This window comes from Streptomyces sp. NPDC093568 (assembly GCF_044764945.1).
GTDB lineage: Bacteria > Actinomycetota > Actinomycetes > Streptomycetales > Streptomycetaceae > Streptomyces.
On sequence record NZ_JBIWJD010000002.1, the window covers coordinates 158101 to 183607 of the forward strand.

The window sequence follows — 25507 nt, forward strand, 5'->3', positions numbered from 1 at the left end:
AGCCCACCGGGCACATAGGCGCCAAAACAGCCCGCTCCCCGCCGGCGCCGTCTCAACGGCCTGCCGAACGGACCGGGTTGATGACGGCCCGCCCGCGCCCCAGGGGCGCGGGGAACTGCGCGACCGGCCACACACAACCCGCGGCCGCCGACGAACGCCCGGCCCCGAGCTCTTCCGCGCTGCACCCGAGCCCTTCCGCGCTACAGCAGACCCGCGCCCGGCGTAGTCATCCCCGCCAGCCAGACAATGGCCAGCAGCGTGTCGATCGCGCCCAGCACCACCGCCACCAACGCCGGGACGGGACGGGCTCCTGACCAGGTGCGGCCCATGGAGAGCCAGCCGCAGACGATCGCCACCGGGCCGAGGATGATGCCCAGTACGAAGAATCCGGCGACCGCACAGATGGCTCCGATGATCCCCAGTGTCGCGCGATCCGGCCCGCTCCGTGACCAGGTGCGGCCACGTGAACGGGGGTGCCTGCGCGTGCCGTGTCCGAAGCCCGCCATCGTCAACTCCCTGTGTCGGCGTTCGACTTGGCGAGTAACCAACGGCCCGCTGTTCATGCCCCCGTCCGGGCCGTGGGCGCGCTGACCCCCTCCGCCAGCGCGCCGCAGGCCCGGACTTGACCCACTGTGACCTGCGGCGCATACACGACGGGAGGGATCCCCGGCGCTGTCACCCTGATAGGGGAACCCGCCCGCAGACCCCTCCCGCGAACCTCGAACCTCGAACCGGAGCGTCAGACCCGGCGCAGTAGATCCGACGCGTCACATCCGACGCGTCAAATCCGGCGCGTCACATCCCGCGCATCAGATGTGCGCCGCCCCCGCCCCTGCCTCCGCGTTCTCCCCGCGCTTGGTGAGGAACGCGACCGCGACGGCCACGACCGCCACCCCCGCGGCGACGAGGGACGCGAGGCTCATGCCGGAGATGAACGTGTCGTGCGCCACGTCCGTGATCTTCGTGACGATGGCGTCCGGCGCGCCCGGAGCGACCGGGGCCACACCCACCTGGACCGCCTCGGAGGCCTGCGCCTCCTGGGCCGGGGTGAGCGCCGGGAGCCCGGCGTCCGCCCAGTTGCCGGCGAGGTCGCTGTCGACCTTGGAGGCCATGACGGCGCCCAGGACGGCCGTACCGAGACTGCCGCCGATCTGCATCGCGGCCTGCTGGAGCCCGCCGGCCACACCGGACAGCTCCATCGGGGCGTTGCCGACGATGACCTCGGTCGCGCCCACCATGACCGGCGCGAGGCCGAGGCCGAGCAGGGCGAACCAGACGGACATGATCGCGCTGCCCGTGTCCGTGTCCAGCGTGGACATGCCGTACATGGCGATCGCGGTGAGCGCCATGCCGCCGGCCAGCGGGACACGCGGACCGAACTTGGTGATCATCGCGCCCGCGAGCGGGGAGCCGACGATCATCATGCCGGTGAGCGGCAGCAGGTGCAGGCCCGCGTCGATCGGGCTCATGCCGTGGACGTTCTGCAGGTAGAACGTCACGAAGAACAGGCCGCCCATGAACGCGATGGCCATCAGGACCATCAGGACGACACCCGCGGAGAGCGCGACCGAACGGAACAGGCCCAGCGGGATCAGGGGTTCCTTGACCCGCTTCTCCCAGAAGGCGAAGAGCGCGAAGCCGATCACCGAGGCGGCTATGAACGTCCACGTCCGGCCGGCGCCCCAGCCCCACTCGGGAGCCTTGATCAGCGCCCAGACCAGGCAGAACATCGCGGCCGACAGCAGGGCGATGCCCAGGAGGTCGAAGGACCGCGGGGCGTTCTCGGCGCGGTGGTCGAGCAGGATCATGACGCCTAGGACGACGGCGACGATGCCGACCGGCACGTTGATGAAGAACACCGACTGCCAGTTGACGTGCTCGACGAGCACGCCGCCGAGGATCGGGCCGCCGGCGGTCGAGGCGCCGATGACCATACCCCAGATGCCGATGGCCATGTTGAGCTTCTCGGCCGGGAAGGTCGCGCGCAGCAGACCGAGCGCGGCCGGCATGAGCAGCGCGCCGAACAGACCCTGGAAGACGCGGAACGTGACGACCGCGGCGATGCTGCTGGACAGCCCGATGGCACCGGAGGCGGCGGCGAAGCCGATCACGCCGATCAGGAAGGTCTGGCGGTGCCCGAAGCGGTCACCGAGCTTGCCGGCGGTGATCAGGGACACCGCGAGGGCGAGGAAGTAGCCGTTGGTGATCCACTGCACCTCGGCGAAGGTGGCGCCGAGGTCCTTCTGGATGGCCGGGTTGGCGATGGCCACGATGGTGCCGTCGAGGGCCACCATCATGACCCCGACCGCGACGGTGATGAGGGTGAACCAAGGGTGGCCGCGCAGCCCCTTGGCCGGTGTCGCGTCGGACGGGACTACTGGCGCGCCGCCCCCCGAGCCCGTCTTGTCGATGGTGGTCTGACTAGTCATGTGTTCGAGGCTAATGACAGCCGCTGACAATTGACAAACCAATTCACAAGTCGGTAACTGACACCTATGGAAACACTGCGCGAACGCAAGAAGCAGCGCACCCGGGACGCGCTGCTGCGGACCGCGCTGGAGCTCTTCACCAGCCAGGGATACGAGCACACGACCGTCGACGACATCGCCGCGGCCGTCGACGTCTCGCAGCGCACCTTCTTCCGCTACTTCGCCGGCAAGGAGGAGGCCGCCCTCGCGCTCCAGGACATGACGGTGGCGCACTTCCTGGACGCGGTGCGCGCCCGCCCGCCCCACGAGCCCCCCATGGAGGCGCTGCGCCAAGCGGTCCTGGAGGGCTGGGACACGCTCCAGGACGTGATCGAGGCCGTGGCGCCGGTCGAGCTGTATCTGCGCATGTACCGGGTGGTCGAGTCGACGCCCGTGCTGCTCGCCGCCCATCTGCGCAAGTCCGTGGAGATCGAGGAGGCCATCGCGGGTATCCTCGCCGAGCGTGAGGGCGTCGATGTCGACGCCGATCCCCGACCGCGGCTCGCGGTGGCCGTGTTCGGCGGGGTGATGCGGCTGACGGAGCGTCAGTGGAGCGCCGGCGAGGACTTCAGCCTCGACGCCATGCGGGCACTGACCGTCTCGCATCTCGAACAGGTGGGCCCCGCACTGAGCGAGAGCTGGCGAACACGCTGAGGTCATCAGCGTGTTAGCGGCGGCGTGATCGAAACGTGATACCTGTCACTTGGTTAACGCGAGACCCTCTCGTTCTCCTAGTGTGTCCTCCCAGTGACTTCCTTCGACACCTCCCCGCAACTGAACGTGTGGCGCGCGCTGCTCGCGCTGGCCGTGGTGTTCGTGATGCTGGCGACCACCGGCTGGACCGCCCTGCGCCACCACCGCGGCGACGCACCGCTCCAGGCCTCGCTCAGCGCCTGGGAGCGCGGCAGCATCGCCGGCCGGCAGCTGCCGGACGCGGACTCGTCCCCCACGCGGCTGGCCCGGTTCTTCGCTTCCCTCAGCGATCACCAGCGCAGTGTCCTCGCGCACCGCTACCCGCTCGCCGTCGGCAACATGAACGGCGCGCCCGTCGAGCTGCGCTACCACGCCAACCGCGTCGCCCTCGACGAGGCGCGCGAGGTCGAGCGCAAGCGCATGCACGACACCGGGCTCACGCCCGACGGGCAGCGCGAGGCCGGCCGCCGGATGCATCGCTTCGAGGCGATGATGCAGTCCGGACGGCACATCCTCGCCTTCAACCCGGAAGGCTCGGGGCGGGCGGCCGAGGTGTTCGGCGATCTGGACAAGGCCGAGCGGATCTCGGTCGTCGTCCCCGGCGTCGACACCGACCTGCTCACCTTCCAGCGCACCAACCGCAGGTACTCCGCGCCGGTCGGCATGGCGCAGTCCCTGTACGAGGCCGAGCGCGCGGCCGGCCCCTCGACGCGTACGGCCGTGATCGCCTGGGCCGACTACACCTCACCCGGCGGGCTCGGCATCGAGTCGGCGACCGCGATGCGGGCCGCGGACGGGGCCGTACGACTGAACTCGCTGGTGCGCGCCCTGCCCGGCGGCGCACCGGTCTCCCTGTTCTGCCACAGCTACGGCTCGGTGCTGTGCGGCCTGGCCGCGCCCGCGCTGCCCGAGCGGGTGGCCGACATAGCGGTGGCCGGCAGTCCCGGTATGCGGGTCGCCAAGGCCTCCCAGCTGCGCACGACCGCGCATGTGTGGGCGATGCGGGACGCGGACGACTGGGTGCAGGACGTGCCGTATCTGGAGGTCGGCGGGCTCGGACACGGCGAGGACCCGGTGTCGTCGGTGTTCGGGGCGCGCGTGCTGTCGGCCCGGGAGGCGAAGGGTCACGGTGGCTATTTCGAACCGGGCACGGACAGCGTGGCGAACTTCGCCGAGATCGGAGTTGGCGCGTACCACGCGGTGCGCTGCGCGGACGATGCCGGGGCCTGTCGGGCGGGTTTGTCCGACAGTGCGTCGGCCGGACGCGCGTAGAGGCGCAGGAATTGCGGTGTGCGCGAGGTGGCGACGGAGGAGCACGTGCCGCATACGATGAGCCGCATGGGTGACGTACTGGCCGGATTTCATGCCGCCTGGGAGTTCGAGTCCGACTCCGTGCTCATCCGTTACGAACGGGGGATTCGAACACCCAAGCTCTTCCAGGCGCTCGGGGAACGCCGTGTTCCGCTTGAGGCGATCGCCGGAGTGACGCTGACGCAGGGCAAGCGCGGGACGGTCGCGCTGCGCATCGAACTGCGGCCCGGCGCCGATCCGCTGCTGGAGGCGGCGGCCGGACAGCTGAAGGAGAGCGGCGATCCGTACCGCCTGGTGCTGCCCGCGGAACGCGAGACGCTGGCCGAGTACTACGCCGACGAACTGCGGGCCCAACTGACCGACTCCGGGCCGGCCGACGCGTTCCTCGTGGGCGCGCCCGAGGTGCCGTTGGCGTTCAAGGCGTATGACGCGAAGGCGTCCTTCGACGGGAACGTCGTCCGTTTCAGGTGGTTTTGGACCGGTGCGTCCTCTGCGAAGTGGAAGGCCGGGGACCAGAGCTTCACGGTGGCCGAGCTGAGCGGGGTCGAGTGGCGGTCGCCCGAGGTGTTCGAGGGGCATCTACGACTGCTGCGGCGCGACTCCGCCGACGGGCAGCCGGCGCAGGCGGACCAGGATCCGGCGGCGGTGGTGTTCGGGCTCGGGTACGGGCCGGTGCACGAGTCGTTGCCGTTCGCGGCGGCGGTGTTGTCGGCCGTGCGGCGGAGTGGGCCGGCCGCCGCGGTGCCGGCCGGTGCGCCGAGGCGCGACCCGGCCGACATCGCGGAGCGGATCCGGCATCTGGGAGAGCTGCACGAGGCCGGGCTCGTGACGGACGAGGAGTTCTCGTCCAAGAAGGCGGAGTTGCTGGCGGAGCTTTAGCGCTCCGCGGGTGCCGGGTTCTGTGCGTCGGCGGCCGCGGGTCGGTGGGGGCTGCTCGCGCAGTTCCCCGCGCCCCTGGGGGCGTTGCAGATCCCGGGCGCCTCTGAGCACAGCGTCTCGCCGCCTCGCAAGGCCGCGTCTCTCCGCCTCGCAGGGGCGTCCTACTCCCGGCCGGCTGAAGCGAACCGCATGTCCGCGTACCTGTCGCCGGCCACCTTCGATGCGATCGGCTCCAGCAGCGCCAGCTCCTCCTCGGTCAGGACGATCCGGGTCGCCGCCGTGTTCTCCTCCACCCTGGCCGGCCTGCGCGTGCCCGGGATCGGGACGATCGGCAGGCCGTGCACCGACGCCCGCTGCTGCACCCAGGCCAGCGCGATCTGCCCGAGGGTGGCCCCGTGGCCCTCGGCCACCGTGCGGATCGGGTCCAGGAGAGCGGCGTTGGCCGCCGCGTTCTCGCCGGTGTAGCGCGGCTGTTGGCGGCGGAAGTCATCGGCCGTCAGGTCCTCGGCCTTGGCGAAGGAGCCGGTGAGGAAGCCGCGGCCCAGCGGGGAGTACGGGACGAGGGTCACGTTCAGGTCGCGGGCGGCCGGGACCACCTTCGCCTCGATGTCCCGGCTGAACAGGGACCATTCCGACTGCACGGCCGCGATCGGGTGGACGGCGTGCGCGGTGCGCAGCTCGTCCGCCGTCACCTCGCTCAGGCCCAGCTGCTTGACCTTGCCCTCACGCACCAGCTCGGCCATGACGCCGACGGTCTCCTCGATGGGGACGGCCGTGTCACGGCGGTGCATGTAGTAGAGGTCGATGACGTCGACGTCCAGGCGCTTCAGGCTCGCCTCGACGCACCGGCGGATGTAGGGCGTGTCGTTGCGGATGATCCGCTTGGTCGGGTCGTCCGGGTGAATCGCCAGGCCGAACTTGGTGGCGATGACGACCTCGTCGCGGTGGGCCCCGAGGAACGGGGAGAGGAACTTCTCGTTCTCCCCCGCGCCGTACGCGTCCGCCGTGTCGAACAGCGTGACGCCCAGCTCCAGTGCCCGCTCCAGGGTGGCCCGGGACGCGTCCGCGTCCGTGGGGCCGTACGCGAAGCTCATGCCCATGCAGCCGAGACCCTGGACGCCGACCTCGGGGCCGTGCTCGCCGAGTCGTGCGGTCGCGATCCTGCTGTCCGTCATCCGGCCTTCTCCGTCTTCTCCTGCTCGTACAGACGCCCGGCGTCCGCGTAGAAACTGATCTTCCGGTCGAGCACGGCCAGCGTGTCCTGGAGCTCGGCGATCCGCGCGAGGACGTCGCGCCGGGTCGTCTCCAGCAGCTCGAAGCGCTCGCCGAAGGTGTGGTCGCCCTCCCGCACCAGCTCGGCGTACCGGACCATGTCGGCGACCGGCATGCCGGTCAGCCGCAGCTTTCCGACGAGGTCGAGCCAGTCCAGGTCGCGGTTGCTGTAGCGGCGCTGGCCGGTGTGCGAGCGGTCGATGTGCGGCATGAGGCCGATCCGCTCGTACCAGCGCAGGGTGTGGGCCGTCAGACCGGTGAAGGCGACGACCTCGCTGATCGTGTAACTGTCCTGGCCTGCCGGGCGCCGGTGGGGGTGCGGCGGGGCGGCACAGCTGTCGGTCCTGGTACTCGTGGTCTCCATCACCGTCATGCCGACAACGCTATGGCCTTGGAGTGCGCTCCAAGCAAGCGGAAACGGTAAGAAAACCCCGCTCACTGACATGTGACAGGCCTCCACGCGCGACTCCGACCCCTCGATGCGGCCGCACCTGTGAGCCGCATAGGCTCGACGGCATGTCGCTGAGCAGCCTCGCGTTGATCGAAAACTGGCCCGTCCCCACCGCCGCCGCGGGAGTCGTACGGGCGGACGGCACGGTCCTCGGTACGCACGGTCCCCTCGCGCACCGCTTCCCCCTGGCCTCGGTCACCAAGCCGCTGGCCGCGTACGCGGTGCTCGTCGCCTACGAGGAGGGCGCGGTCGAGCTCGACGAGCCGGCCGGGCCCGAGGGGTCGACGGTGCGGCATCTGCTCGCGCACACCTCGGGGCTGGCCTTCGACGAGCACCGGGTGACGGCCCCGCCCGGGGAGCGGCGGCTGTACTCCAACGCCGGGTTCGAGCAGCTCGGGGACCATGTCGCCAAGGCGACGGACATCCCGTTCGCGGAGTATCTGCGCCAGGCGGTGCTGGAGCCACTGGGCATGACGGCCACCTCGCTGGAGGGCTCCCCGGCGAAGGACGGCGTGTCGAGCGTGGAGGACCTGCTGCGGTTCGCGGCGGAGGTGCAGGCACCGCGGCTGCTGGACCCGCGCACGGTCGCCGAGGCGATGACCGTGCAGTACCCGGGGACGAAGGGCGTGCTGCCCGGGTACGGGCACCAGAACCCGAACGACTGGGGCCTCGGCTTCGAGATCCGCGACGGCAAGTCTCCGCACTGGACGGGTTCGACGTCCTCGCCGCGCACCTTCGGGCACTTCGGGCAGTCGGGTACGTTCCTGTGGATCGACCCGGACGCGCGCGCGGCCTGCGTGGCGCTGACGGACCGTGCGTTCGGGCCGTGGGCGGTCGAGGCGTGGCCGCCGTTCACGGAGGCGGTGCTCGCCGAGCTGTAGCCGCGCCGGTGGCGTCGAGGCTCTCGCCCGTCCCCTCGGTGTCGATGTGCGGCAGGATCCGGTCCAGCCACCGGGGCGTCCACCAGGCGTGCTTGCCCAGCAGCGTCATCACTGCGGGCACCATGAGCAGCCGGACCACCGTGGCGTCGATGAGCACACTGACGGCGAGGCCCAGGCCCAGCATCTTGACGACGATGTTGTCGCTGATGATGAAGGCCGCGAAGACGCTCACCATGATCAGCGCCGCGCAGGTGATCACCCGCGCGGTGATCTCCAGGGCGTGGGCGACCGAGTCCTTGGCGTCCCCGGTGCGCTTCCACGCCTCGTGCACCCGGGACAGCAGGAAGATCTCGTAGTCCATGCTCAGGCCGAAGATGATCGCGAACATCATCATCGGCACATAGCTCTCGATGGGCACCTTGCCGTGCACGCCCAGCGCGGGCCCGCCCCAGCCCCACTGGAAGACGGCGACGACCACGCCGTACGAGGCCGCGATCGACAGGACGTTGAGGACGGCCGCCTTCACCGCGACCAGCAGGCCGCGGAAGACCGCGAGGACGATCAGGAAGGCGAGGCCGACCACCACGAGGATGATCAGCGGCAGCCGCTCCGCGACGATGTTGCGGAAGTCGACCTGGGCGGCCGTGGTCCCGGTGACGTAACCCTTGGCGCCGGTGCCGGAGGCAGCGTCGGGGAGCGTGTCGTCGTAGAGGCGGTTGACGAGGTCGGTGGTGTCCTTGTTCTGCGGGGACACCGACGAGTAGACCGTGCCGACCAGGACGTCGCCGTCCTGGGTCGGCTGCAGCTGGCTGACGAAGGACGTCCCGGACTCGTCGTTCAGTGCCTGCTGGGTCTTCGAGGCCAGGTCGGAGCGCTGTGAGTCCGGCACGTTCGTCTGGTCCACGACGACGGTCAGCGGCCCGTTGGAGCCCGCGCCGAAGGCGTCCGTCATCAGGTCGAAGGCCCGCCGGTCGGTGAAGGACGTGGGGTCTGCGCCGTCGCCGATGTGACCGAGCTGGATCGAGAAGACGGGGATGGCCAGCACCGCGACGGTGACCACGCCGGCGGACAGGTACCGCCACGGATGGTGCTCGACGCGCTTGGCATAGCGGTGCCAGGTGCCCTGCGAGACGTCGCCTCCGGCCTCGGTCTCGGCGATGGGCTTGCGCACGTGCCAGCGGTCGATGTTGCGGCCGACCAGCCCCAGCAGGGCCGGGACCAGGGTCAGCGCGCCCAGGACGGCGGAGACGACCGTGACGGCCGCGGCGACGCCGAGCAGGCCGATGAAGTTCACGCCGGACACCCACAGGCCCATCAGGGCGACGATCACGGTGGTGCCGGAGACCAGCACCGCGCGTCCGCTGGTGGCCGCGGCGTGCCCGGCGGCGCGCACCGGGTCGGCGCCGTCCATGAGGTTCTGCCGGTGCCGGGTGAGCAGGAACAGGGCGTAGTCGATGCCGACGCCGAGGCCGATCATCGTGGCCAGGGTGGGCGAGACCGTGGCGAAGGTGAACGCGAGGGCGAGCAGGCCGAGGCATGCCAGCCCGCCGACCACCGCGATCAGGGCGGAGACCAGCGGCAGGACGGCGGCGATCACACTGCCGAAGCCGATCAGCAGGACGACGATGGCCACGCCGAACCCGATCGCCTCGCTGATCCGGTCGTTGCCGGCGGGCCGCTCCAGCTCGCCGAGCGATCCGCCGTACTCGACGTCGACGCCGGCCTGTCTGAGCGGATCCACGGCCTTGTCGACGCCGTTCAGGTAGCTCTCGCCCAGCAGGGAGGGCTGCTCGTCGAAGCGGATGGTGATGTAGCCGGTCTTCCCGTCCGAGGACAGCGGCCCGACCTTCGAGGAGGTGGCCTCCAGCGGGTTCTGCACGGACAGGACGTGCGGCAGCTTCTGCAGGTCGGAGACGGTGGTCGACATCTGCGAGCCGAACGAGGCCAGGGACTTGTCCGCGTCGTGCATGACGATCTGGCTGCTGTAGCCGCCGGCCTGCGGATCGTGTGCCTTGAGGACGTCGAGGCCCTTCTCGGACTGCACGTCGGACAGGGCGAAGTTGTCCGAGTACTCCCCGCCGTGGAGGTGGTTGAGAGCCTGGAGCACACCGAGCGCCACGACCCAGGCGACGATCACGATCACGAAGTGGTGGGCACACCACTCACCGAGCCGTCGCAGTCCCCCTTTTTCCGGGGCGTCGCCCCGTCCCCCTTCGGCCTTGCGTCTTGCCATGGGCTCGGCTCTTCTCTGCCGGGCGGGATTCAGACCTCCATTTGACGATGCTCCGACCACTTGGGCATCTCGAGCCCCACCACTAACCGGCCATCTCCCACATCAGCAGCTCCGCCGCGCTCACCGCCACGGCCTCCACGTCCTTGGCGTCCGTGAGGCGCGCCGCGTCCCCGGCGCCCAGCTCCGTGCCGTCCAGGCGCAGGTCACCGCGCACGACATGGACGTACACATACGCCCCGTCCGGCACCGCCGTCCGCTCCCCCGCCGCCAGCCGGCGCACATGGAGCATCGCGCCCGCCTCGGGGACGGCGTAGGGCGTGGAGTCCGCGATGCCGTGGACGATCTCGTACGCCGGGTCGCCGCCCGGCGCGAGCGGGGCCAGCCAGGTCTGGACGAAGGTCAGCGGCGTGCCGGCGTCGTTGCGCTCGACGTGCCGCACCCCGCCCGCCGAGCTGAGCCGCTGCACGTCCCCGGGGCCGACCCGGGTCTCGTGGCCGGTGGAGTCGCGGTGGGTCAGCTCGCCCTCGACCACCCAGGTCACGATCTCGGTGTGGCTGTGCGGGTGCTCGTCGAAGCCGGCGCCGGGGACGAGCCGCTCCTCGTTGCAGGCGATCATCGCGCCGAAACGGAGGTTGTCGGGGTCGTAGTGCGGGCCGAAGGAGAAGGCGTGGCGCGACTCGATGCCGGAGGCCGGATCCCCTCCCGGATAGCGCTCCGCGGCGCGCCGTACGTCCATCACGGGGACCACGGTAGCCCTACCTGCGAGAGCTCACCCGCGACCCTCCGGCACGCACTCGCGTCCGGATAAGGCAGTCTTGTCCCCGTGCCCGAACCCGAAGCCCGTAACTCCCCCGCCGCCGCGCACGACGTCCATGCCCATGCCGCGACCCTGAAGCGGCTGGAGAAGTCCTCCGGCTCGCTCGCCGCGCAGGCCATCGCGCGGATGGACGAGACGCTGCCGTGGTACCGGGCGATGCCCCCGGAGAACCGTTCCTGGATCGGTCTCGTCGCCCAGGCCGGTATCGCCGCCTTCACCGAGTGGTTCCGGCATCCCGACGCTCCCCAGGCCATCTCCACCGACGTGTTCGGGACGGCCCCGCGCGAGCTGACCCGGGCCATCACCCTGCGCCAGACCGTGGAGATGGTGCGCACGACCATCGAGGTCATGGAGTCGGCCATCGACGAGGTCGCGGCTCCCGGCGACGAGAACGTGCTGCGCGAGGCGCTGCTCGTCTACGCCCGCGAGATCGCCTTCGCCACCGCCCAGGTCTACGCCCAGGCCGCCGAGGCACGCGGTGCCTGGGACGCCCGTCTGGAGTCCCTCGTCGTGAACGCCGTGCTCAGCGGCGAGGCCGACGAGGGGGCCGTCTCACGGGCCGCGGCGCTCGGCTGGAACTCGCCCGAGCACGTCTGTGTCGTGCTCGGGACCGCGCCCGACGGCGACAGCGAGCTGACCGTCGAGGCCATCCGGCGGGCCGCCCGGCACGCCAAGCTCCAGGTGCTGACCGGTGTGCTCGGGGACCGGCTCGTGGTCATCGCGGGCGGCAGTGACAGTCCGCTCGCCGTCGCCAAGTCGCTGATCGGGCCTTACGCCGCCGGACCCGTGGTCGCGGGGCCCGTCGTACCGGATCTGCTGGCCGCCACCCGGTCCGCGCAGGCCGCGGCCGCCGGGCTGAAGGCGTGCACAGCCTGGCAGGACGCCCCGCGGCCGGTGCTCGCGGACGATCTGCTTCCGGAGCGCGCCATCGCGGGCGATCCCAGCGCGCGCGAGCAGTTGGTGGAGGAGATCTACAGACCGCTGGAGGAGGCCGGGTCGGCGCTGCTGGAGACGCTCTCCGTCTATCTCGAACAGGCGAGCAGTCTGGAGGGCGCCGCGCGGATGCTGTTCGTGCATCCCAACACCGTCCGCTACCGGCTTCGACGTGTGACTGACGTCACCGGCTGGTCGCCGTCCGATGTACGCTCCGCGTTCACCTTGCGCATCGCACTGATCCTGGGGCGTCTGGTCGACGGCGATCTCCAGCTCTAGGCTTTTGTCGGGGGCCCACAAAACCCCCTCGTGTTCTTCGTCCTTGTCCTCACGGGCGGCGCTGCCCGTCCCCAAGAGAGAGTGTGAGAGTGCTCGTACTCGTCGCTCCCGGCCAGGGCGCCCAGACGCCCGGCTTCCTGACCCCCTGGCTCGAACTGCCCGGTGCCGCCGACCGTCTCGGTGCCTGGTCGGACGCCATCGGACTGGACCTCGCCCACTACGGGACGCAGGCCGACGCCGACGCCATCCGGGACACCTCCGTGGCGCAGCCGCTGCTCGTCGCGGCCGGCATCCTGTCCGCCGCGGCACTGGGTGACATCAACCCGGGTGCCGTCGCCGGCCACAGCGTCGGCGAGATCACCGCCGCCGCCTACGCGGGCGTCCTCGACGACACCGCCGCGCTGACCCTCGTGCGCAAGCGCGGCCTGGCCATGGCCGAGGCCGCCGCGATCACCGAGACCGGCATGTCGGCGCTGCTCGGCGGCGACCCCGAGGTGAGCGTCGCGCACCTGGAGAAGCTGGGCCTGACCCCGGCGAACATGAACGGCGCCGGGCAGATCGTGGCCGCGGGCACCATGGAGCAGCTCGCCGCGCTGAACGAGGACAAGCCCGAGGGCGTGCGCAAGGTCGTCCCGCTGAAGGTCGCCGGCGCCTTCCACACCCACCACATGGGCCCCGCCGTCGACAGGCTGGCCGAGGCCGCCAAGGAGATCGTCCCGGGCGACCCGAAGGTCACCTACGTCTCCAACAAGGACGGCAGGGCGGTCGCCACCGGCTCCGAGGTGCTGGAGCGCCTCGTCGGGCAGGTCGCCAACCCGGTCCGCTGGGACCTGTGCATGGAGACCTTCAAGGAACTCGGCGTCACGGCCCTGATCGAGGCGTGCCCGGGTGGCACGCTGACCGGTCTGGCCAAGCGCGCACTGCCGGGCGTACGAACGTTCGCCCTGAAGACCCCCGACGACCTGGACGCTGCTCGCGAGCTCATCGCAGAGCACGCCTGACAAGGAGCCCTGAGCATGGCGAAGCTGAAGCCCAGCAAGGGCGCCCCGTACGCCCGCATCCTCGGTGTGGGTGGGTACCGTCCGGTCCGGGTCGTGCCCAACGAGGTGATCCTGGAGAAGATCGACTCGTCCGACGAGTGGATCCGGTCGCGCTCGGGCATCGAGACGCGGCACTGGGCGAACGACGAGGAGACCGTCGCCGCGATGTCGGTCGAGGCGTCCGGCAAGGCGATCGCCGACGCCGGGATCTCCGCCGAGCAGATCGGCGGCGTGATCGTCTCGACCGTCTCGAACTTCCGGCAGACCCCGGCCGTCGCGACCGAGATCGCCGACAAGCTCGGCACGAACAAGGCCGCGGCCTTCGACATCTCGGCCGGCTGCGCGGGCTTCGGCTACGGCCTGACGCTCGCCAAGGGCATGATCGTCGAGGGTTCCGCCGAGTACGTCCTCGTCATCGGCGTGGAGCGCCTGAGCGACCTCACCGACCTGGAGGACCGCGCCACGGCCTTCCTGTTCGGCGACGGCGCGGGCGCGGTCGTCGTGGGCCCGGCCGACGAGCCCGGCATCGCCCCCACCATCTGGGGCTCCGAGGGCGACAAGTCCGAGACGATCAAGCAGACCGTGCCGTGGAACGAGTTCCGGGTCGGCGATGTCTCCCAGCTCCCGCTGGACAGCGAGGGCAACGTCAAGTTCCCCGCGATCACCCAGGAAGGCCAGGCGGTCTTCCGCTGGGCCGTGTTCGAGATGGCGAAGGTCGCCCAGCAGGCGCTGGACGCGGCCGGGATCACCCCGGACGACCTGGACGTCTTCATCCCGCACCAGGCCAACGAGCGGATCATCGACTCGATGGTGAAGACACTCAAGCTGCCGGAACACGTCACGGTCGCCCGCGACGTGCGCACCACCGGCAACACCTCGGCCGCCTCGATCCCGCTCGCGATGGAGCGGCTCCTGGCGACCGGCGAGGCGAAGAGCGGCGACACCGCGCTCGTCATCGGATTCGGGGCGGGTCTCGTATACGCCGCGACGGTCGTTACTCTCCCCTAGGCACTCCGTGCCGGATCATGTGAGCCGGCACGGGAAACGCACCACCTGCCGCTCACGCGGCGGACGCCAAACCCTCTGAGATATCTACGAAGGAGCGCCAAGATGGCCGCCACTCAGGAAGAGATCGTCGCCGGTCTCGCCGACATCGTGAACGAGATCGCCGGCATCCCGGTTGAGGACGTCCAGCTGGACAAGTCCTTCACCGACGACCTGGACGTCGACTCGCTGTCCATGGTCGAGGTCGTCGTCGCCGCCGAGGAGCGCTTCGACGTCAAGATCCCCGACGAGGACGTCAAGAACCTCAAGACCGTGGGCGACGCGACCGACTACATCCTCAAGCACCAGGGCTGATCCTCCGATCCACCCTGGGGCTGCCTGCCCCGCCACCCGGCGGTGGCGCCGCTGAATCCTCGTATCCGTTGGAGAAAGAATTCCCGTGAGCCCGACCAATCGCACCGTGGTCGTCACCGGTATCGGCGCAACCACACCGCTGGGTGGCGACGCAGCCTCTACCTGGGAGGGCCTGATCGCCGGACGTTCCGGCGTCAAGCCCCTGGAGCAGGAGTGGGCCGCCGACCAGGCGGTCCGCATCGCGGCGCCGGTCGCCGTGGAACCGACCGAGGTCATTCCCCGGCCGCAGGCCCGCCGTCTGGACCGCTCGGCGCAGTTCGCGCTGATCGCGGCCAAGGAGGCCTGGGCCGACGCCGGGTTCGAGGCCAAGGCCGGTGAGGACCCGAACGTCGACCCCGACCGTCTCGGTGCCGTCATCGCCTCCGGGATCGGTGGCGTGACGACGCTGCTCGACCAGTACGACGTGCTCAAGGAGAAGGGCGTTCGCCGCGTCTCCCCGCACACCGTGCCCATGCTGATGCCGAACAGCCCCTCCGCGAACGTGGGTCTGGCCGTGGGCGCCCGTGCGGGCGTGCACACGCCGGTCTCCGCGTGCGCCTCGGGCGCCGAGGCCATCGGCTACGCCATCGAGATGATCCGCACCGGCCGCGCCGACGTCGTCGTCGCGGGTGGCACGGAGGCGGCGATCCACCCGCTGCCGATCGCCGCGTTCGGCAACATGATGGCGATGTCCAAGAACAACGACGACCCGCAGGGCGCCTCGCGTCCCTACGACGTCGCCCGCGACGGCTTCGTCCTCGGCGAGGGCGCCGGCGTGATCGTCCTGGAGTCCGCGGAGCACGCCGCCAAGCGCGGTGCCCGCGTGTACGCCGAGGCGGTCGGGCAGGGCATCTCCGCCGACGCGCACGACATCGTGCAGCCGGAGCCGGAGGGGCGGGGCATCTCGCACGCCCTGCAGAACCTGCTGGAGCGCAACGACCTGGACCCGGCGGAGATCGTGCACGTCAACGCGCACGCCACGTCGACGCCGGCCGGTGACATCGCCGAGCTGAAGGCGCTGCGGAAGGTGTTCGGCGACGACGCGGACCACATGGCCGTGTCGGCCACCAAGTCGATGACGGGTCATCTGCTGGGTGGTGCCGGTGGTGTGGAGACGGTCGCGACCGTGCTCGCGCTGTACCACCGGGTGGCTCCGCCGACCATCAACGTCGAGAACCTTGACCCGGAGGCCGAGGCGAACGCGGACGTGGTCCGCGGCGAGGCGCGCAAGCTGCCCGTGGAGGGCCGTATCGCCGCGCTGAACGACTCGTTCGGCTTCGGTGGGCACAACGTGGTGCTGGCGTTCCGGACGGTCTGAGAAGCAGCCGTACGTACGTGAAGGGCCCCCACCTTTCGAGGTGGGGGCCCTTCGCATGTCCGAGTCTCAGACCACCTGGTGCAACCAGCGCACCGGCGCGCCCTCACCGGCATACCGGAACGGCTCCAACTCGTCGTCCCACGGCTTGCCCAGGAGCTTGGCGATCTCCGCCTCCAGGTCCGTCTCCTCGCGCTGGGATCTCGCGAGCGCCGCGCGCAGGCGGTCCTCCGGGATGAGGATGTCGCCGTGTATGCCCGTCACGGCGTGGAAGATGCCGAGGTCGGGGGTGCAGCTGTAGCGCTCGCCCTCGGCGGTCGGGCAGGGCTCGGCCGTGACCTCGAAGCGCAGCAGGTGCCAGCCGCGCAGGGCCGACGCCAGCTTGGACGCCGTGCCCGGCTCGCCCTGCCAGCTGAACTCCGAGCGCCAGGTGCCGGGCGCGGCCGGCTGCCGGATCCAGTCGAGGTTGACGCGTGTGCCGAGCACCCCGGCGACGGCCCACTCGACGTGCGGGCACAGCGCGCGCGGCGCGGAGTGAACGTACAGAACTCCACGTGTCGTCACCGGTACCTCCGGGCTGAGCGGACATCTTTGCGAACTGGCGGACGATAGTGGCCGGGCAGCCACGTTGATGGCGAGGCTACCGTGCGGCGGCGCAAGGAGTGTGACGTACCGTCGGTCCCGGTGCCGTGAAACGTCCGCCATTCACCCGTGGGGACGCTTGTACGGGTGTGAGCCGTTGCATGAGCCGGCGGGGAACCCTGGTGCGTTGTCATGGGTTGGAGACTTCAGTGGAGGAACCGACCGGGGCGAGCGAGGGGATGGACCAGGGCATGCGGCAGCGACGGCAACTCTCGCTCGCGGTGTTCGCCGCCGTGACCGCGGCCGTGGTGGGCGTGTCGGGCTGTGACGCCGTCGGGGGCGCCTCGCCGGCGCCGTCCGGCAGCAAGGCGCGCCCGTCGCCGAAGCCGACGCCCGTCTGGGACCGCAGCCCCGCCTCGGTCGCGGCCGTGGGCGACTCGATCACCCGTGGTTTCGACGCCTGCGGTGTCCTGTCGGACTGTCCGGAGGTCTCCTGGGCGACCGGCGGCAGCCCGAAGGTCGACAGTCTGGCGGTCCGGCTGCTGGGCAAGGCGAAGGCGGCCGAGCGGAGCTGGAACTACGCGGTGACCGGCGCCCGGATGGTGGACGTGGCCGGGCAGATGGCCCAGGCGGTCACCCGCAAGCCGGAGTTGGTGGCGGTGATGGCGGGGGCCAACGACGCCTGCCGGGCGTCGACCGCCGAGATGACGTCCGTGGCCGACTTCCGGACGCAGTTCACGGACGCGATGAGCACGCTGCGCGACTCCCTGCCGAAGTCGCAGGTGTATGTGGCGAGCGTGCCGAACCTGATGCGGCTGTGGGAGCAGGGCCGTACGAACCCGCTGGGCAAGCAGGTGTGGAAGCTCGGGATCTGCCCGTCGATGCTGGGCGACGCGGACTCGCTGACCGCGGCGGCGAACCAGCGGCGCGAGCGGGTGCAGGAGCGGGTCGAGGCCTACAACTCGGTGCTGAAGGAGGTCTGCGAGAAGGACCGGCGGTGCCGTTTCGACGACGGGGCGGTGTACGCCTTCCGGTTCGACGGCCGGCAGCTGAGCCAGTGGGACTGGTTCCATCCGAGTGTCAACGGCCAGGCACGGCTGGCCGAGATCGCCTACCGGACGGTCACGAACTAGTGTTCCGCTCATGAGCGAACACTTCGGCACACTTTCCGACGGCACCGAGGTCCACCGCTGGACCCTGGAGCGCGCGGGCGTACGGGTACGGGTGCTGTCGTACGGCGGGATCGTGCAGTCGCTGGAGGTGCCGGACCGCGACGGGCACGCGGCGAACGTGGTGCTGGGGTTCGCCGGCCTGGACGGATATCTGGCCCACCCGGAGCCGTTTCTGGGCGCCCTCATCGGCCGGTACGCCAACCGGATCGCCGGCGCCCGTTTCCCGTTGGACGGCCTGACGTACGCGCTCGAACCCAACGACCCGCCGAACTCCCTGCACGGCGGTGGGCACGGCTTCGACAAGCGGGTGTGGGAGGTGACGCCGGTCGAGCACGGCGTGCGCCTCACCCGGGTCAGCCCGCACGGCGAGGAGGGCTTCCCGGGGCGGCTGGAGGTCTCGGCGACCTACACCCTCGATGCCGACGGCGCGCTGCGGATCGCGTACGAGGCGGTGACGGACGCGCCGACCGTGGTGAACCTGACCAACCACAGCTACTTCAACCTGGCCGGTGCGGGCTCCGGCGACGCGGGCGGGCAGGAACTGCGGCTGGCGGCATCCCGGTTCACCCCGGTCGACGACGACCTCATTCCGACCGGCGCCCTGGACGACGTCGCGGGCACCCGCTTCGACTTCCGTCAGGCGCGCAAGGTCGGCGCCGGGTACGACCACAACTTCGTGCTCGACAAGGGGGTGACGGAGGACGCGCGGGAGGTCGCCGGCCTCTACGACCCGACGACCGGGCGGGCGCTCACGGTGGCGACGACCGAGCCCGGCCTCCAGCTCTACACCGCCGACCACCTGACCGAGCCCTTCGCCCCAGGCGACGGCATCGCGCTGGAGACCCAGCACTTCCCCGACTCGCCGAACCGGCCCGGCTTCCCGAGCACGGTGCTGCGGCCCGGCGAGGTGTTCAGGTCGGAGACGGTGTACGGCTTCTCGGTGCGCTGATCCGGTGCGCTGACCGCCGCGCCGATCCAGTGCGCGCCGGTCCACCGCGCACCACGAGCCCCGGCCCGGGCGTCAGGACCGGACCGGGGCTGTTCCTGGGTACTTCTCCCGGGTCAGACGTTAATGGTCGCCGTCACCCGACGGTCGGCGATCGAGCGTCCGACCTGGATCTCGTACGAACCCTTCACGAACGTCCACGAATTGGTCGTCTCGTCCCACATCTCGAAAGCCCGGCGCGGGAGTTCGATCACGGCCTCGGCCCGCTCCCCCGGCCCTGCCTCCACCCCGGCGAACCCGGCCAGCCACCGGGCCGGCCGCTCGGCGTCCGGCTCGCCCGGCGCCAGATAGACCTGCACGACCTCGCGCCCGGCGCGCTCACCGGAGTTGCGCAGCCGGACCGTCACCGTCGCGCCCTGGACCTCGGCGGACTCGTAGGTCCACTCGGTGTAGCCGAGGCCGTGCCCGAAGGGGTACGACGGGGCCCGGCCCGCCTTCTCCCAGGCGCGGTAGCCGATGAAGACGCCCTCGGTGTACGGGAGCTCACCGGCGGTCGGGACGACCTCGGTGACCGGGGCGTCGGACAGGGCACCCCAGGTGGTGGGCAGCCGGCCGCCCGGCTCGTGGGCGCCGGTGAGGACGTCGGCCAGGGCCGCGCCGCCCTCCTGCCCGGGGAACCAGCTCAGCAGCACGGCGGCGACGTCCTCGCGCCACGGCAGCTCCACCGGGGAGCCGGAGTTGACGACCACGACGGTGTTGGGGTTGGCGGCGGCGACGGCCCGGACCAGTTCGTCCTGGCGGCCGGGCAGCGTCAGGTCCGTGCGGTCGAAGCCCTCCGACTCGACGCGGTCGGTGGTGGCGACCACGACGACGGCCGTGTCGGCGGCGCGGGCGGCCTCGACGGCCTCGGCGATCAGCTCGTCGGCGTCGCGCTGCGGCTCCTGGTGGGCGAGGGTGAAGCCGACGACCTTCATCGGGGCGCCCTCGGGGAACTCGACGACGTGGGTGAGGGACACCTCGACCGTTTCGCCGGCGGTGAGTTCGGGCTGGGCACGCGGCACGGGGGCGCCGAAGAAGGAGATGAACGGATCGTCCTTGTCGGAGCGCTGGACGTCGTCGTAGTAGGTGGTTCCGTCGACGGTGAGCCTGAACGCACCGAGGCCCTTGATGCCGAAGGTGTGCGGGCCGGACTCGCGCGGGGTGAAGGTGCCGGTCAGCTCGACGGTGTGCAGGGCCTCGTCGGTGACGCCCTCGGGGAGGTCCGACCCCATCCACTGGATCTGGCCGCTCGGCGCCGATCCGGTGCCGATGACGTCGCCGGCCGCGTTGCGGCACACGGCGCGCAGTTCGAAGCCCTTGGAGGCGACGGCGAGTTCCGTGCTCGGGTCGGCGCCTACGGCGTAGGTGAGGGTGCCCTCGGGGAGGGCGGCGGTGAGGCCGTCGAGCGGGGAGACGATCCGGGCCGGGAAGACCGTCGCCGAACCCCCGCCGAGGACACGGGCGTCGCGGGCGGCGGCGCCGATGAGCGCGACCGTGCCGTTCGGCGCGAGCGGCAGGGCGCCCTGGTTGCGGACCAGGACGAAGGAGCGGCGGGCGATCTCGCGGGCCAGCGCCGGGCCGTCGACGGTGCCGGGAAGCTCGGTGACGACCGGCTCGGCGCCCTCGAGGATGCCGACGCGGGCGGCGAGCCGCAGGACGTTGCGCACGGCGTCGTCGACCTTGGCCTCGGCGACCTCGCCGTCCCGTACGGCCTGGGCCAGGGCCTCGCCGTACACCGTCCGCGGGCCGGGCATGGCGACGTCGAGACCGCCCTCGATCGCGCCGACCGTGGACCGCGCGGCCATCCAGTCGGAGACGTTGAAGCCGTCGAAGCCCCACTCGCCGCGCAGGACCTCGTTCACGAGATAGTGGTGCTCGGTCATCGTCGTGCCGTTGACCGTGTTGTAGGCGGTCATGATGCCCCAGGGGTGGGCGTTCTCGACGATGATCTCGAAGGGCGCCAGGTAGAGCTCGCGCAGGGCGCGTTCGCTCACGGTGTTGTCGACCGTGAAGCGGTCGGTCTCGGCGTCGTTGGCGACGAAGTGCTTGACGGTGGTGCCGACACCGCCGGACTGGACCCCGCGCACGTAGCCGGCGCCGATCGTCCCCGTCAGGTACGGGTCCTCGCTGTACGCCTCGAAGTGGCGCCCGCCGAGCGGGGAGCGGTGGAGGTTGACGGTCGGGGCGAGCAGGACGTGCACGCCCTTGCGGCGGGCCTCCTGGGCGAGGAGGGTGCCGGCGCGGCGGGCGAGGTCCGGGTCCCAGGCGGCGGCGAGGGCGGTGGGCGAGGGCAGCGCGACGGAGGGGTCGTCGGCGGTCCATCGCACACCCCGGACGCCGATCGGGCCGTCGGACATGACGAGCGACCGCAGGCCGATCCCGGGGAGCGCGGGCAGGGTCCACATGTCCTGACCGGAGAGCAGCCGTGCCTTCGCGTCGAGGTCGAGCCGGGCGAGGGCCGCGTCGACCACCGCCTCGCGTGTGTCGTCGGCCTGGGTGCGGGTTCCCGCCATCGCGGTGCCTCCTCGTTGAGTGCGGTCGCTGCCTCCATCCTGCATCGGCCACCTGTAGACCGGTAGGTTTCGTTATCTTGCTGTTATATTACTTGTCCGGTGATGTCGTACGGTGACGACATGAACGCGAGGGTCAGGAGCGAGGAGCGCCGTGCCGAGATCGTGCGGGCGGCCCTTGAGGTGATCGCCGAGCGCGGTTACCGGGGCGCGAGCCTGGGCGCGGTCGCGGAGCGGGTCGGGCTCACCCAGCAGGGGCTGCTGCACTACTTCCCGACGAAGGACGCGCTGCTCGTCGCCGTGCTCCAGGAGCGGGACCAGTGGGACGCCGTGCCCGACACCCGGTGGCGGGTGGACCTGCTCGCCTCGCTGGTCGAGTACAACGCGATGCGGCCCGGCATCATCCAGACCTTCTCGGCGCTGCTCGGCGAGAGCGTGACGGAGGGACATCCGGCGCGGGCGTACTTCACCGAGCGGTACACGCGCGTGCGGACGACCATGGCGGAGGTCCTGCGCGCCGAGTACGGCGACCGGCTGCCGAACGGACTCACGCCCGAGCGCACGGCTCCCCTGCTGGTGGCCGTGATGGACGGACTCCAGTACCAGTGGCTCCTGGACCCCGAGTCGGTGGACATGCCGGGCGCGTTCCGGGACTTCCTCAGCCTGCTGGGCGAGAGCCCGCACTGACGGCCGCCACGATCTCGACCTCGACGAGCGCCTCCGGCCGGAACAGCCTCGGCACCTCGAACGTCATGCTGGTGGGCGGGGTGCCGGTGAGGTACTGGCGTCGTACGGTGCCGTATTCCTCCAGGGTGCCTATGTCGGTGAGGCAGGTGCGGATGTTGATGACGTTCGCCAGGGTCGCGCCGTGGGCCTTGAGCAGGGCGGCGATCGTCTCGAAGATGCCGCGGGTCTGTTCGGCGACCGTGTCGCCCTCGGCGATCTGCCCGGAGAGGAACAACAGGGCGCTGCCGTCGGCGTGTTCCACGCGGGCGACCTGGGAGTAGTACGGGCTGAGGGGCTGGGGCGCCGAGGCAGGGCTGTCGATGGAGATCTGCATGCCCTCGACGCTAGGTCCGCCCTTGAGATGCGACAAGCGAATGTCCAGCATGGGTGCCATGCCGAACCAGCATGAGTTTCCCGAGGTTTCGACCGTGTGGCTGAGGGCGTTCCTGGAAGTCGCCCGCCACGGCTCCTTCACGGGCGCCGGCCGCGCGCTCGGCTGGACGCAGTCCGCGGTGTCCCGTCAGATCGCCACGCTGGAGGCGGCATTGGGCGGTGCGCCGCTCTTCGACCGGCTGCCGCGCGGCGTGCGGCTCACGGAGGCGGGGCGGGTGCTCGTGCCGTACGCCGAGGCCGTCGCGGAGTCGCTGCACGACGCCGTGCGCGAACTGGCCGCCGTGCGTGAAGTGACCGGGGGGAGGCTGCGGTTCGGGGCGTTCGCCACGGCCGACGCCGGGCTCGTGCCCCAGGCGCTGGCCGTGTTCCGTGCGCGGCGTCCACGGGTCCGTGTGACCCGGGAGGAAGGCTTGACTCCGGCGCTCCTGGAGCGCCTGGCCGCCGGACACCTGGATCTGGCGGTCGTCTCGACCACGGGCCGGGCGCCGCTGGAGTCGTACGAACTCCACCATCTCCTCGACGAGTCCCTGTACGTCGCCGTCCCCGCCGCCCACCGCCTCGCCCGGCACGAGGGCCCCGTGCGGCTCGGGGAGTTGGCCGACGCCGACTGGATCTCGGGCAGCTCCCGCCCGGAGGGCACGCTCCTCGACGCGGCCCTGCGGCAGGGCTTCCGGCCGCGGGTCGCGCACGTCGTCGGCGAGTGGACGGCCAAGCAGGGGTACGTCGCCGCCGGCCTCGGGGTCGCGCTGGTCCCGGCGTTGGCCGCCGGGTCGGTGCGCCCCGATGTGCGCCTGGTGCCGGTGCTCGACGAGGGCGGTCCGGCGCGGGCGGTGTACGCGGCGACGGTGCGGGGCCGGTCGTTGTCGCCGGCCGGGGAGGAGTTCCTCGGGGCGCTGCGGGCGGCGGTGGTGTCGGTGTCCTCGTCCCCCACCATGGCGTAGACCACACCCGCCAGGCGATACTTCCGGCGTCCCGCACGAAGCAGCTTCCCCCACCGTGACGGAAGGACCGGAACTCCCTTGAATTCCCTACGTGTTCGGATCGGCGTCCTCGGACTGGCCCTGCTGGCCGGCCTCTCGGCTCCCACGACCGGGGCGGCCGCCGCCGGGTCGGCGGCCCCGACGCCGACCGTGGAGGAACAGCGGCTGGACCGGCCGGTCCCCCAGGAGATATTGCGCCGCTCCGGATTCGACGCCCTGGCCTCGCAGTTCGTTCGTGACCTGCGGGCGGCCCGGTCCTACGCGCAGGCCCGTCACGTCGTCGAACGCGAGGGGTCGGCGCTGTGGCGGCGGGCCGTCGACCGGGCCCAGGGGCGCGGTCCTGCGGGCGGTGATCTGAGCCGGGACGACGACCGGCCGCTGTACTGGGCCCGGTTGTCGATGACGCGTCAGGTGCGGACCTGGGAGCCGGGGTTCACGCTGAGCGGCACGCAGCGGGGCGTGCTGTTGGGCGCGTTGGAGCGGACGTCGCGCGGGCAGAGCGACATCCGCTATCCGCACGGCGGGCTCAAGCGGGTGCTGGTCACCGGGTTCGACCCGTTCACCCTCGACCGCGACATCCGGATCTCCAACCCGTCCGGGGCGACCGCGCTCGCGCTCGACGGCACGGTGATCGAGACGGCGGAGGGTCCGGCGCGGGTGGAGACCGCCGTGTTCCCGGTGCGCTGGCAGGACTTCGCGGACGAGACGGTGGAGCGGACGCTGCGTCCGTATCTGAAGAAGGTCGATCTGTTCACGACGGTGAGCCAGGGGCGGGTCGGGAGGTTCGACATCGAGCGGACGAACGGGGCCTGGCGGGGCGGGTTTCCCGACAACGAGAACCTCACCCGGACCGAGGCGATTCCGGTCACCGACCCGGCCTCACAGCCGCAGTGGACGTCGACGACCCTGCCGTACAAGGAGATCGTCGCCGCGAACACCGGCCGTTTCCCCGTGTACGACAACACGAGCGTGACGGAGATCCCGGCGGGCGGCACGGAGGCGGTCGTCCGGCCGGACGGGCCGACGGCAGGGTCCACCGCGCGGGCCGGGGGCGGTGGGAACTATCTCTCCAACGAGATCGCCTACCGGGCGACGCTGCTCCGGGACCGGCTCGGGCTGCACGACACGCTGCCGGGCGGGCATGTGCACACGCCGGTGCTGCAGTTCGGGGCGGGAAACACGGATCCGGCGACGGGGTCGGTGACCGACCCCGAGTTCGTGCGGAACCGGCTGGACATCATCGCCCAGGTCCGGACGATCCTGAAGGTGACGGTCGACAGCCCGGTCACCAGCTGACGTGCTCCGCGTCGGGCGCGGGCGCCGCTTCCTCCCGGGTCTCCTCCCCCATCAGCTCCCGCGCCATCAGCGTCGCCCCCGCAACCGCGCCCGGCATCAGGAACACCGCGACGAAGGGGACCAGGAAGGCGGCGGCGAGGGGCGTGCCGAAGCCCCAGACCAGGGTCTTGCGGGAGCGGAGCATCCCCAGGCGGTCGCGGAGTTCGACGCGGCGGCGCTGGAGGGCGACCGCCGTGAGTTCCTCGGTGAGGAAGAAGCCGGTGACGATGACGCCGATCACCGGTACGACCGTCTGGCCGACGACCGGGATGAAGCCGAGGGCGAAGAGCAGCAGGCCCCAGAGGGCGGCGCGCAGCACGATCCGCAGGCTGTCGCGGCCGGAGATCCACAGCTCGCGCCAGAGCGGCAGGCCGGACTCGGGAGCCGTGCCGTCGGGCGAGACGTCCCGGTCGACCTTCTCGGAGAGGCTCTCGTAGAAGGGCTGGCCGACCAGCAGGGTGACCGCGGTGAACGTGATGACGGAGAGCAGCAGGCTCAGGGCGAACAGGACGGCGGTGAGGAAGCCGCGGAAGAGGCCCTGCCAGGGGCTCGACCAGTCGTCGGCGAAGGGCGTCGTCCAGGCCACGAAGTCCTCGCCCCACAGGGCGAGGGCGACCAGCGCCGCCGCGTAGAGCACGAGGGTGATCAGGCCCGGGAGCAGACCGAATCCGTACTGCTTGCCGTGCCGGGCCACCCATCGCTGGCCCTTGAGGAGATACCCGAAACCGACACCAAGATCGCGCATGGACCGAACTCTAGTCGGGGCGTGTCACACCCGGGTCACAGCCGCTTCGGGGCACGGTCACCGCGACCCCTGGTTCATCGCACCGGCGCGCCCTCCGGGGTGTCCGTGC

General features: G+C 71.2%; 24 protein-coding genes. 14 read left to right on the forward strand and 10 right to left on the reverse strand.

Annotated features, from left to right (window positions below):
• Window positions 1–200 precede the first annotated feature (200 nt).
• Both ACIRD7_RS10240 and ACIRD7_RS10245 read right to left on the reverse strand, forming a co-directional pair.
• Window positions 201–506, reverse strand: a complete 306-nt coding sequence (locus ACIRD7_RS10240; protein WP_403452019.1) for a small hydrophobic protein — start codon at window positions 504–506, stop codon at window positions 201–203.
• Window positions 507–809: 303 nt separating this feature from the next.
• A complete protein-coding gene (locus ACIRD7_RS10245) occupies window positions 810–2429 on the reverse strand; it encodes an MFS transporter (RefSeq protein WP_403452020.1) in 1620 nt (539 codons plus the stop codon).
• A 66-nt stretch (window positions 2430–2495) separates the two neighbouring features.
• On the opposite strand from ACIRD7_RS10245, the gene ACIRD7_RS10250 reads away from it, so the two are divergent.
• The 3 genes from ACIRD7_RS10250 to ACIRD7_RS10260 all read left to right on the forward strand — a co-directional run bounded on the left by ACIRD7_RS10250 (window position 2496) and on the right by ACIRD7_RS10260 (window position 5351).
• Complete coding sequence (locus ACIRD7_RS10250; RefSeq protein WP_403452022.1) at window positions 2496–3122, forward strand: TetR family transcriptional regulator; 627 nt, start codon at window positions 2496–2498, stop codon at window positions 3120–3122.
• Window positions 3123–3215: 93 nt separating this feature from the next.
• Complete coding sequence (locus ACIRD7_RS10255) at window positions 3216–4433, forward strand: alpha/beta hydrolase (RefSeq protein WP_403452024.1); 1218 nt, start codon at window positions 3216–3218, stop codon at window positions 4431–4433.
• Window positions 4434–4490: 57 nt separating this feature from the next.
• The gene (locus tag ACIRD7_RS10260; protein ID WP_403453055.1) at window positions 4491–5351 is read left to right on the forward strand and encodes a DUF4429 domain-containing protein; all 861 of its coding nucleotides are present in this window, start codon (window positions 4491–4493) and stop codon (window positions 5349–5351) included.
• A gap of 161 nt (window positions 5352–5512) precedes the next feature.
• Here the strand turns inward: ACIRD7_RS10260 and ACIRD7_RS10265 are convergent, their stop codons facing one another.
• Entirely contained in the window at window positions 5513–6526 is a 1014-nt protein-coding gene (locus ACIRD7_RS10265) for an aldo/keto reductase (protein ID WP_403452026.1), read from the reverse strand.
• A complete protein-coding gene (locus tag ACIRD7_RS10270) occupies window positions 6523–6996 on the reverse strand; it encodes a MerR family transcriptional regulator (protein ID WP_403452027.1) in 474 nt (157 codons plus the stop codon). Before ACIRD7_RS10270 ends, ACIRD7_RS10265 begins: the two co-directional genes overlap by 4 nt.
• Before the next feature lie 143 nt (window positions 6997–7139).
• On the opposite strand from ACIRD7_RS10270, the gene ACIRD7_RS10275 reads away from it, so the two are divergent.
• The gene (locus ACIRD7_RS10275) at window positions 7140–7955 is read left to right on the forward strand and encodes a serine hydrolase domain-containing protein (protein ID WP_403452029.1); all 816 of its coding nucleotides are present in this window, start codon (window positions 7140–7142) and stop codon (window positions 7953–7955) included.
• Here the strand turns inward: ACIRD7_RS10275 and ACIRD7_RS10280 are convergent.
• Together ACIRD7_RS10280 and ACIRD7_RS10285 are read right to left on the reverse strand one after the other, a co-directional pair.
• The gene (locus ACIRD7_RS10280; protein WP_403452030.1) at window positions 7927–10188 is read right to left on the reverse strand and encodes an MMPL family transporter; all 2262 of its coding nucleotides are present in this window, start codon (window positions 10186–10188) and stop codon (window positions 7927–7929) included. The two genes, ACIRD7_RS10275 and ACIRD7_RS10280, sit on opposite strands and share 29 nt — an antisense overlap.
• Before the next feature lie 82 nt (window positions 10189–10270).
• A complete protein-coding gene (locus ACIRD7_RS10285; protein ID WP_403453056.1) occupies window positions 10271–10924 on the reverse strand; it encodes a pirin family protein in 654 nt (217 codons plus the stop codon).
• Window positions 10925–11011: 87 nt separating this feature from the next.
• On the opposite strand from ACIRD7_RS10285, the gene fasR reads away from it, so the two are divergent.
• The 5 genes from fasR (at window position 11012) to fabF (ending at window position 15973) form a co-directional block, all read left to right on the forward strand.
• Window positions 11012–12217, forward strand: a complete 1206-nt coding sequence (fasR, locus tag ACIRD7_RS10290) for a fatty acid biosynthesis transcriptional regulator FasR (protein ID WP_403452032.1) — start codon at window positions 11012–11014, stop codon at window positions 12215–12217.
• A gap of 89 nt (window positions 12218–12306) precedes the next feature.
• Window positions 12307–13218 (forward strand): ACP S-malonyltransferase, encoded by a 912-nt coding sequence (locus ACIRD7_RS10295; protein WP_403452034.1) that lies wholly within the window; start codon window positions 12307–12309, stop codon window positions 13216–13218.
• A gap of 15 nt (window positions 13219–13233) precedes the next feature.
• On the forward strand, window positions 13234–14265 hold the full coding sequence (locus ACIRD7_RS10300) for a ketoacyl-ACP synthase III (RefSeq protein ID WP_403452036.1): 1032 nt from the start codon (window positions 13234–13236) through the stop codon (window positions 14263–14265).
• Between the two features lie 102 nt (window positions 14266–14367).
• Window positions 14368–14616, forward strand: coding sequence for an acyl carrier protein (locus ACIRD7_RS10305; RefSeq protein ID WP_004001566.1), 249 nt, complete (start codon window positions 14368–14370; stop codon window positions 14614–14616).
• An 85-nt stretch (window positions 14617–14701) separates the two neighbouring features.
• Window positions 14702–15973, forward strand: a complete 1272-nt coding sequence (fabF, locus tag ACIRD7_RS10310) for a beta-ketoacyl-ACP synthase II (RefSeq protein WP_403452038.1) — start codon at window positions 14702–14704, stop codon at window positions 15971–15973.
• A gap of 66 nt (window positions 15974–16039) precedes the next feature.
• Here the strand turns inward: fabF and ACIRD7_RS10315 are convergent, their stop codons facing one another.
• Complete coding sequence (locus ACIRD7_RS10315) at window positions 16040–16534, reverse strand: DUF3145 domain-containing protein (protein ID WP_403452040.1); 495 nt, start codon at window positions 16532–16534, stop codon at window positions 16040–16042.
• Window positions 16535–16803: 269 nt separating this feature from the next.
• Between ACIRD7_RS10315 and ACIRD7_RS10320 the strand changes: the two genes are divergently transcribed.
• Both ACIRD7_RS10320 and ACIRD7_RS10325 read left to right on the forward strand, forming a co-directional pair.
• A complete protein-coding gene (locus tag ACIRD7_RS10320) occupies window positions 16804–17685 on the forward strand; it encodes an SGNH/GDSL hydrolase family protein (protein WP_403453057.1) in 882 nt (293 codons plus the stop codon).
• A 10-nt stretch (window positions 17686–17695) separates the two neighbouring features.
• A complete protein-coding gene (locus ACIRD7_RS10325; RefSeq protein WP_403452042.1) occupies window positions 17696–18673 on the forward strand; it encodes an aldose epimerase family protein in 978 nt (325 codons plus the stop codon).
• Window positions 18674–18786: 113 nt separating this feature from the next.
• Here ACIRD7_RS10325 and ACIRD7_RS10330 read toward each other — a convergent pair whose 3' ends face one another.
• The gene (locus ACIRD7_RS10330; RefSeq protein ID WP_403452044.1) at window positions 18787–21222 is read right to left on the reverse strand and encodes a glycoside hydrolase family 3 protein; all 2436 of its coding nucleotides are present in this window, start codon (window positions 21220–21222) and stop codon (window positions 18787–18789) included.
• Window positions 21223–21324: 102 nt separating this feature from the next.
• On the opposite strand from ACIRD7_RS10330, the gene ACIRD7_RS10335 reads away from it, so the two are divergent.
• The gene (locus ACIRD7_RS10335; RefSeq protein ID WP_403452046.1) at window positions 21325–21906 is read left to right on the forward strand and encodes a TetR/AcrR family transcriptional regulator; all 582 of its coding nucleotides are present in this window, start codon (window positions 21325–21327) and stop codon (window positions 21904–21906) included.
• On the opposite strand, the gene ACIRD7_RS10340 is transcribed toward ACIRD7_RS10335, so the two are convergent.
• Window positions 21878–22279 carry a RidA family protein gene (locus ACIRD7_RS10340; protein WP_403452048.1) on the reverse strand — a complete coding sequence of 134 codons (402 nt, stop codon included), beginning with the start codon at window positions 22277–22279 and terminating at the stop codon, window positions 21878–21880. The two genes, ACIRD7_RS10335 and ACIRD7_RS10340, sit on opposite strands and share 29 nt — an antisense overlap.
• 49 nt (window positions 22280–22328) lie before the next feature.
• Here ACIRD7_RS10340 and ACIRD7_RS10345 point away from each other — a divergent pair, with 49 nt between their 5' ends.
• Window positions 22329–23279, forward strand: coding sequence for a LysR family transcriptional regulator (locus tag ACIRD7_RS10345; RefSeq protein WP_403453058.1), 951 nt, complete (start codon window positions 22329–22331; stop codon window positions 23277–23279).
• Between the two features lie 78 nt (window positions 23280–23357).
• Entirely contained in the window at window positions 23358–24614 is a 1257-nt protein-coding gene (locus ACIRD7_RS10350) for a pyroglutamyl peptidase (protein WP_403452050.1), read from the forward strand.
• Here the strand turns inward: ACIRD7_RS10350 and ACIRD7_RS10355 are convergent.
• Window positions 24604–25398, reverse strand: coding sequence for an EI24 domain-containing protein (locus ACIRD7_RS10355; RefSeq protein WP_403452052.1), 795 nt, complete (start codon window positions 25396–25398; stop codon window positions 24604–24606). The genes ACIRD7_RS10350 and ACIRD7_RS10355 overlap by 11 nt on opposite strands.
• Between the last annotated feature and the right edge of the window lie 109 nt (window positions 25399–25507).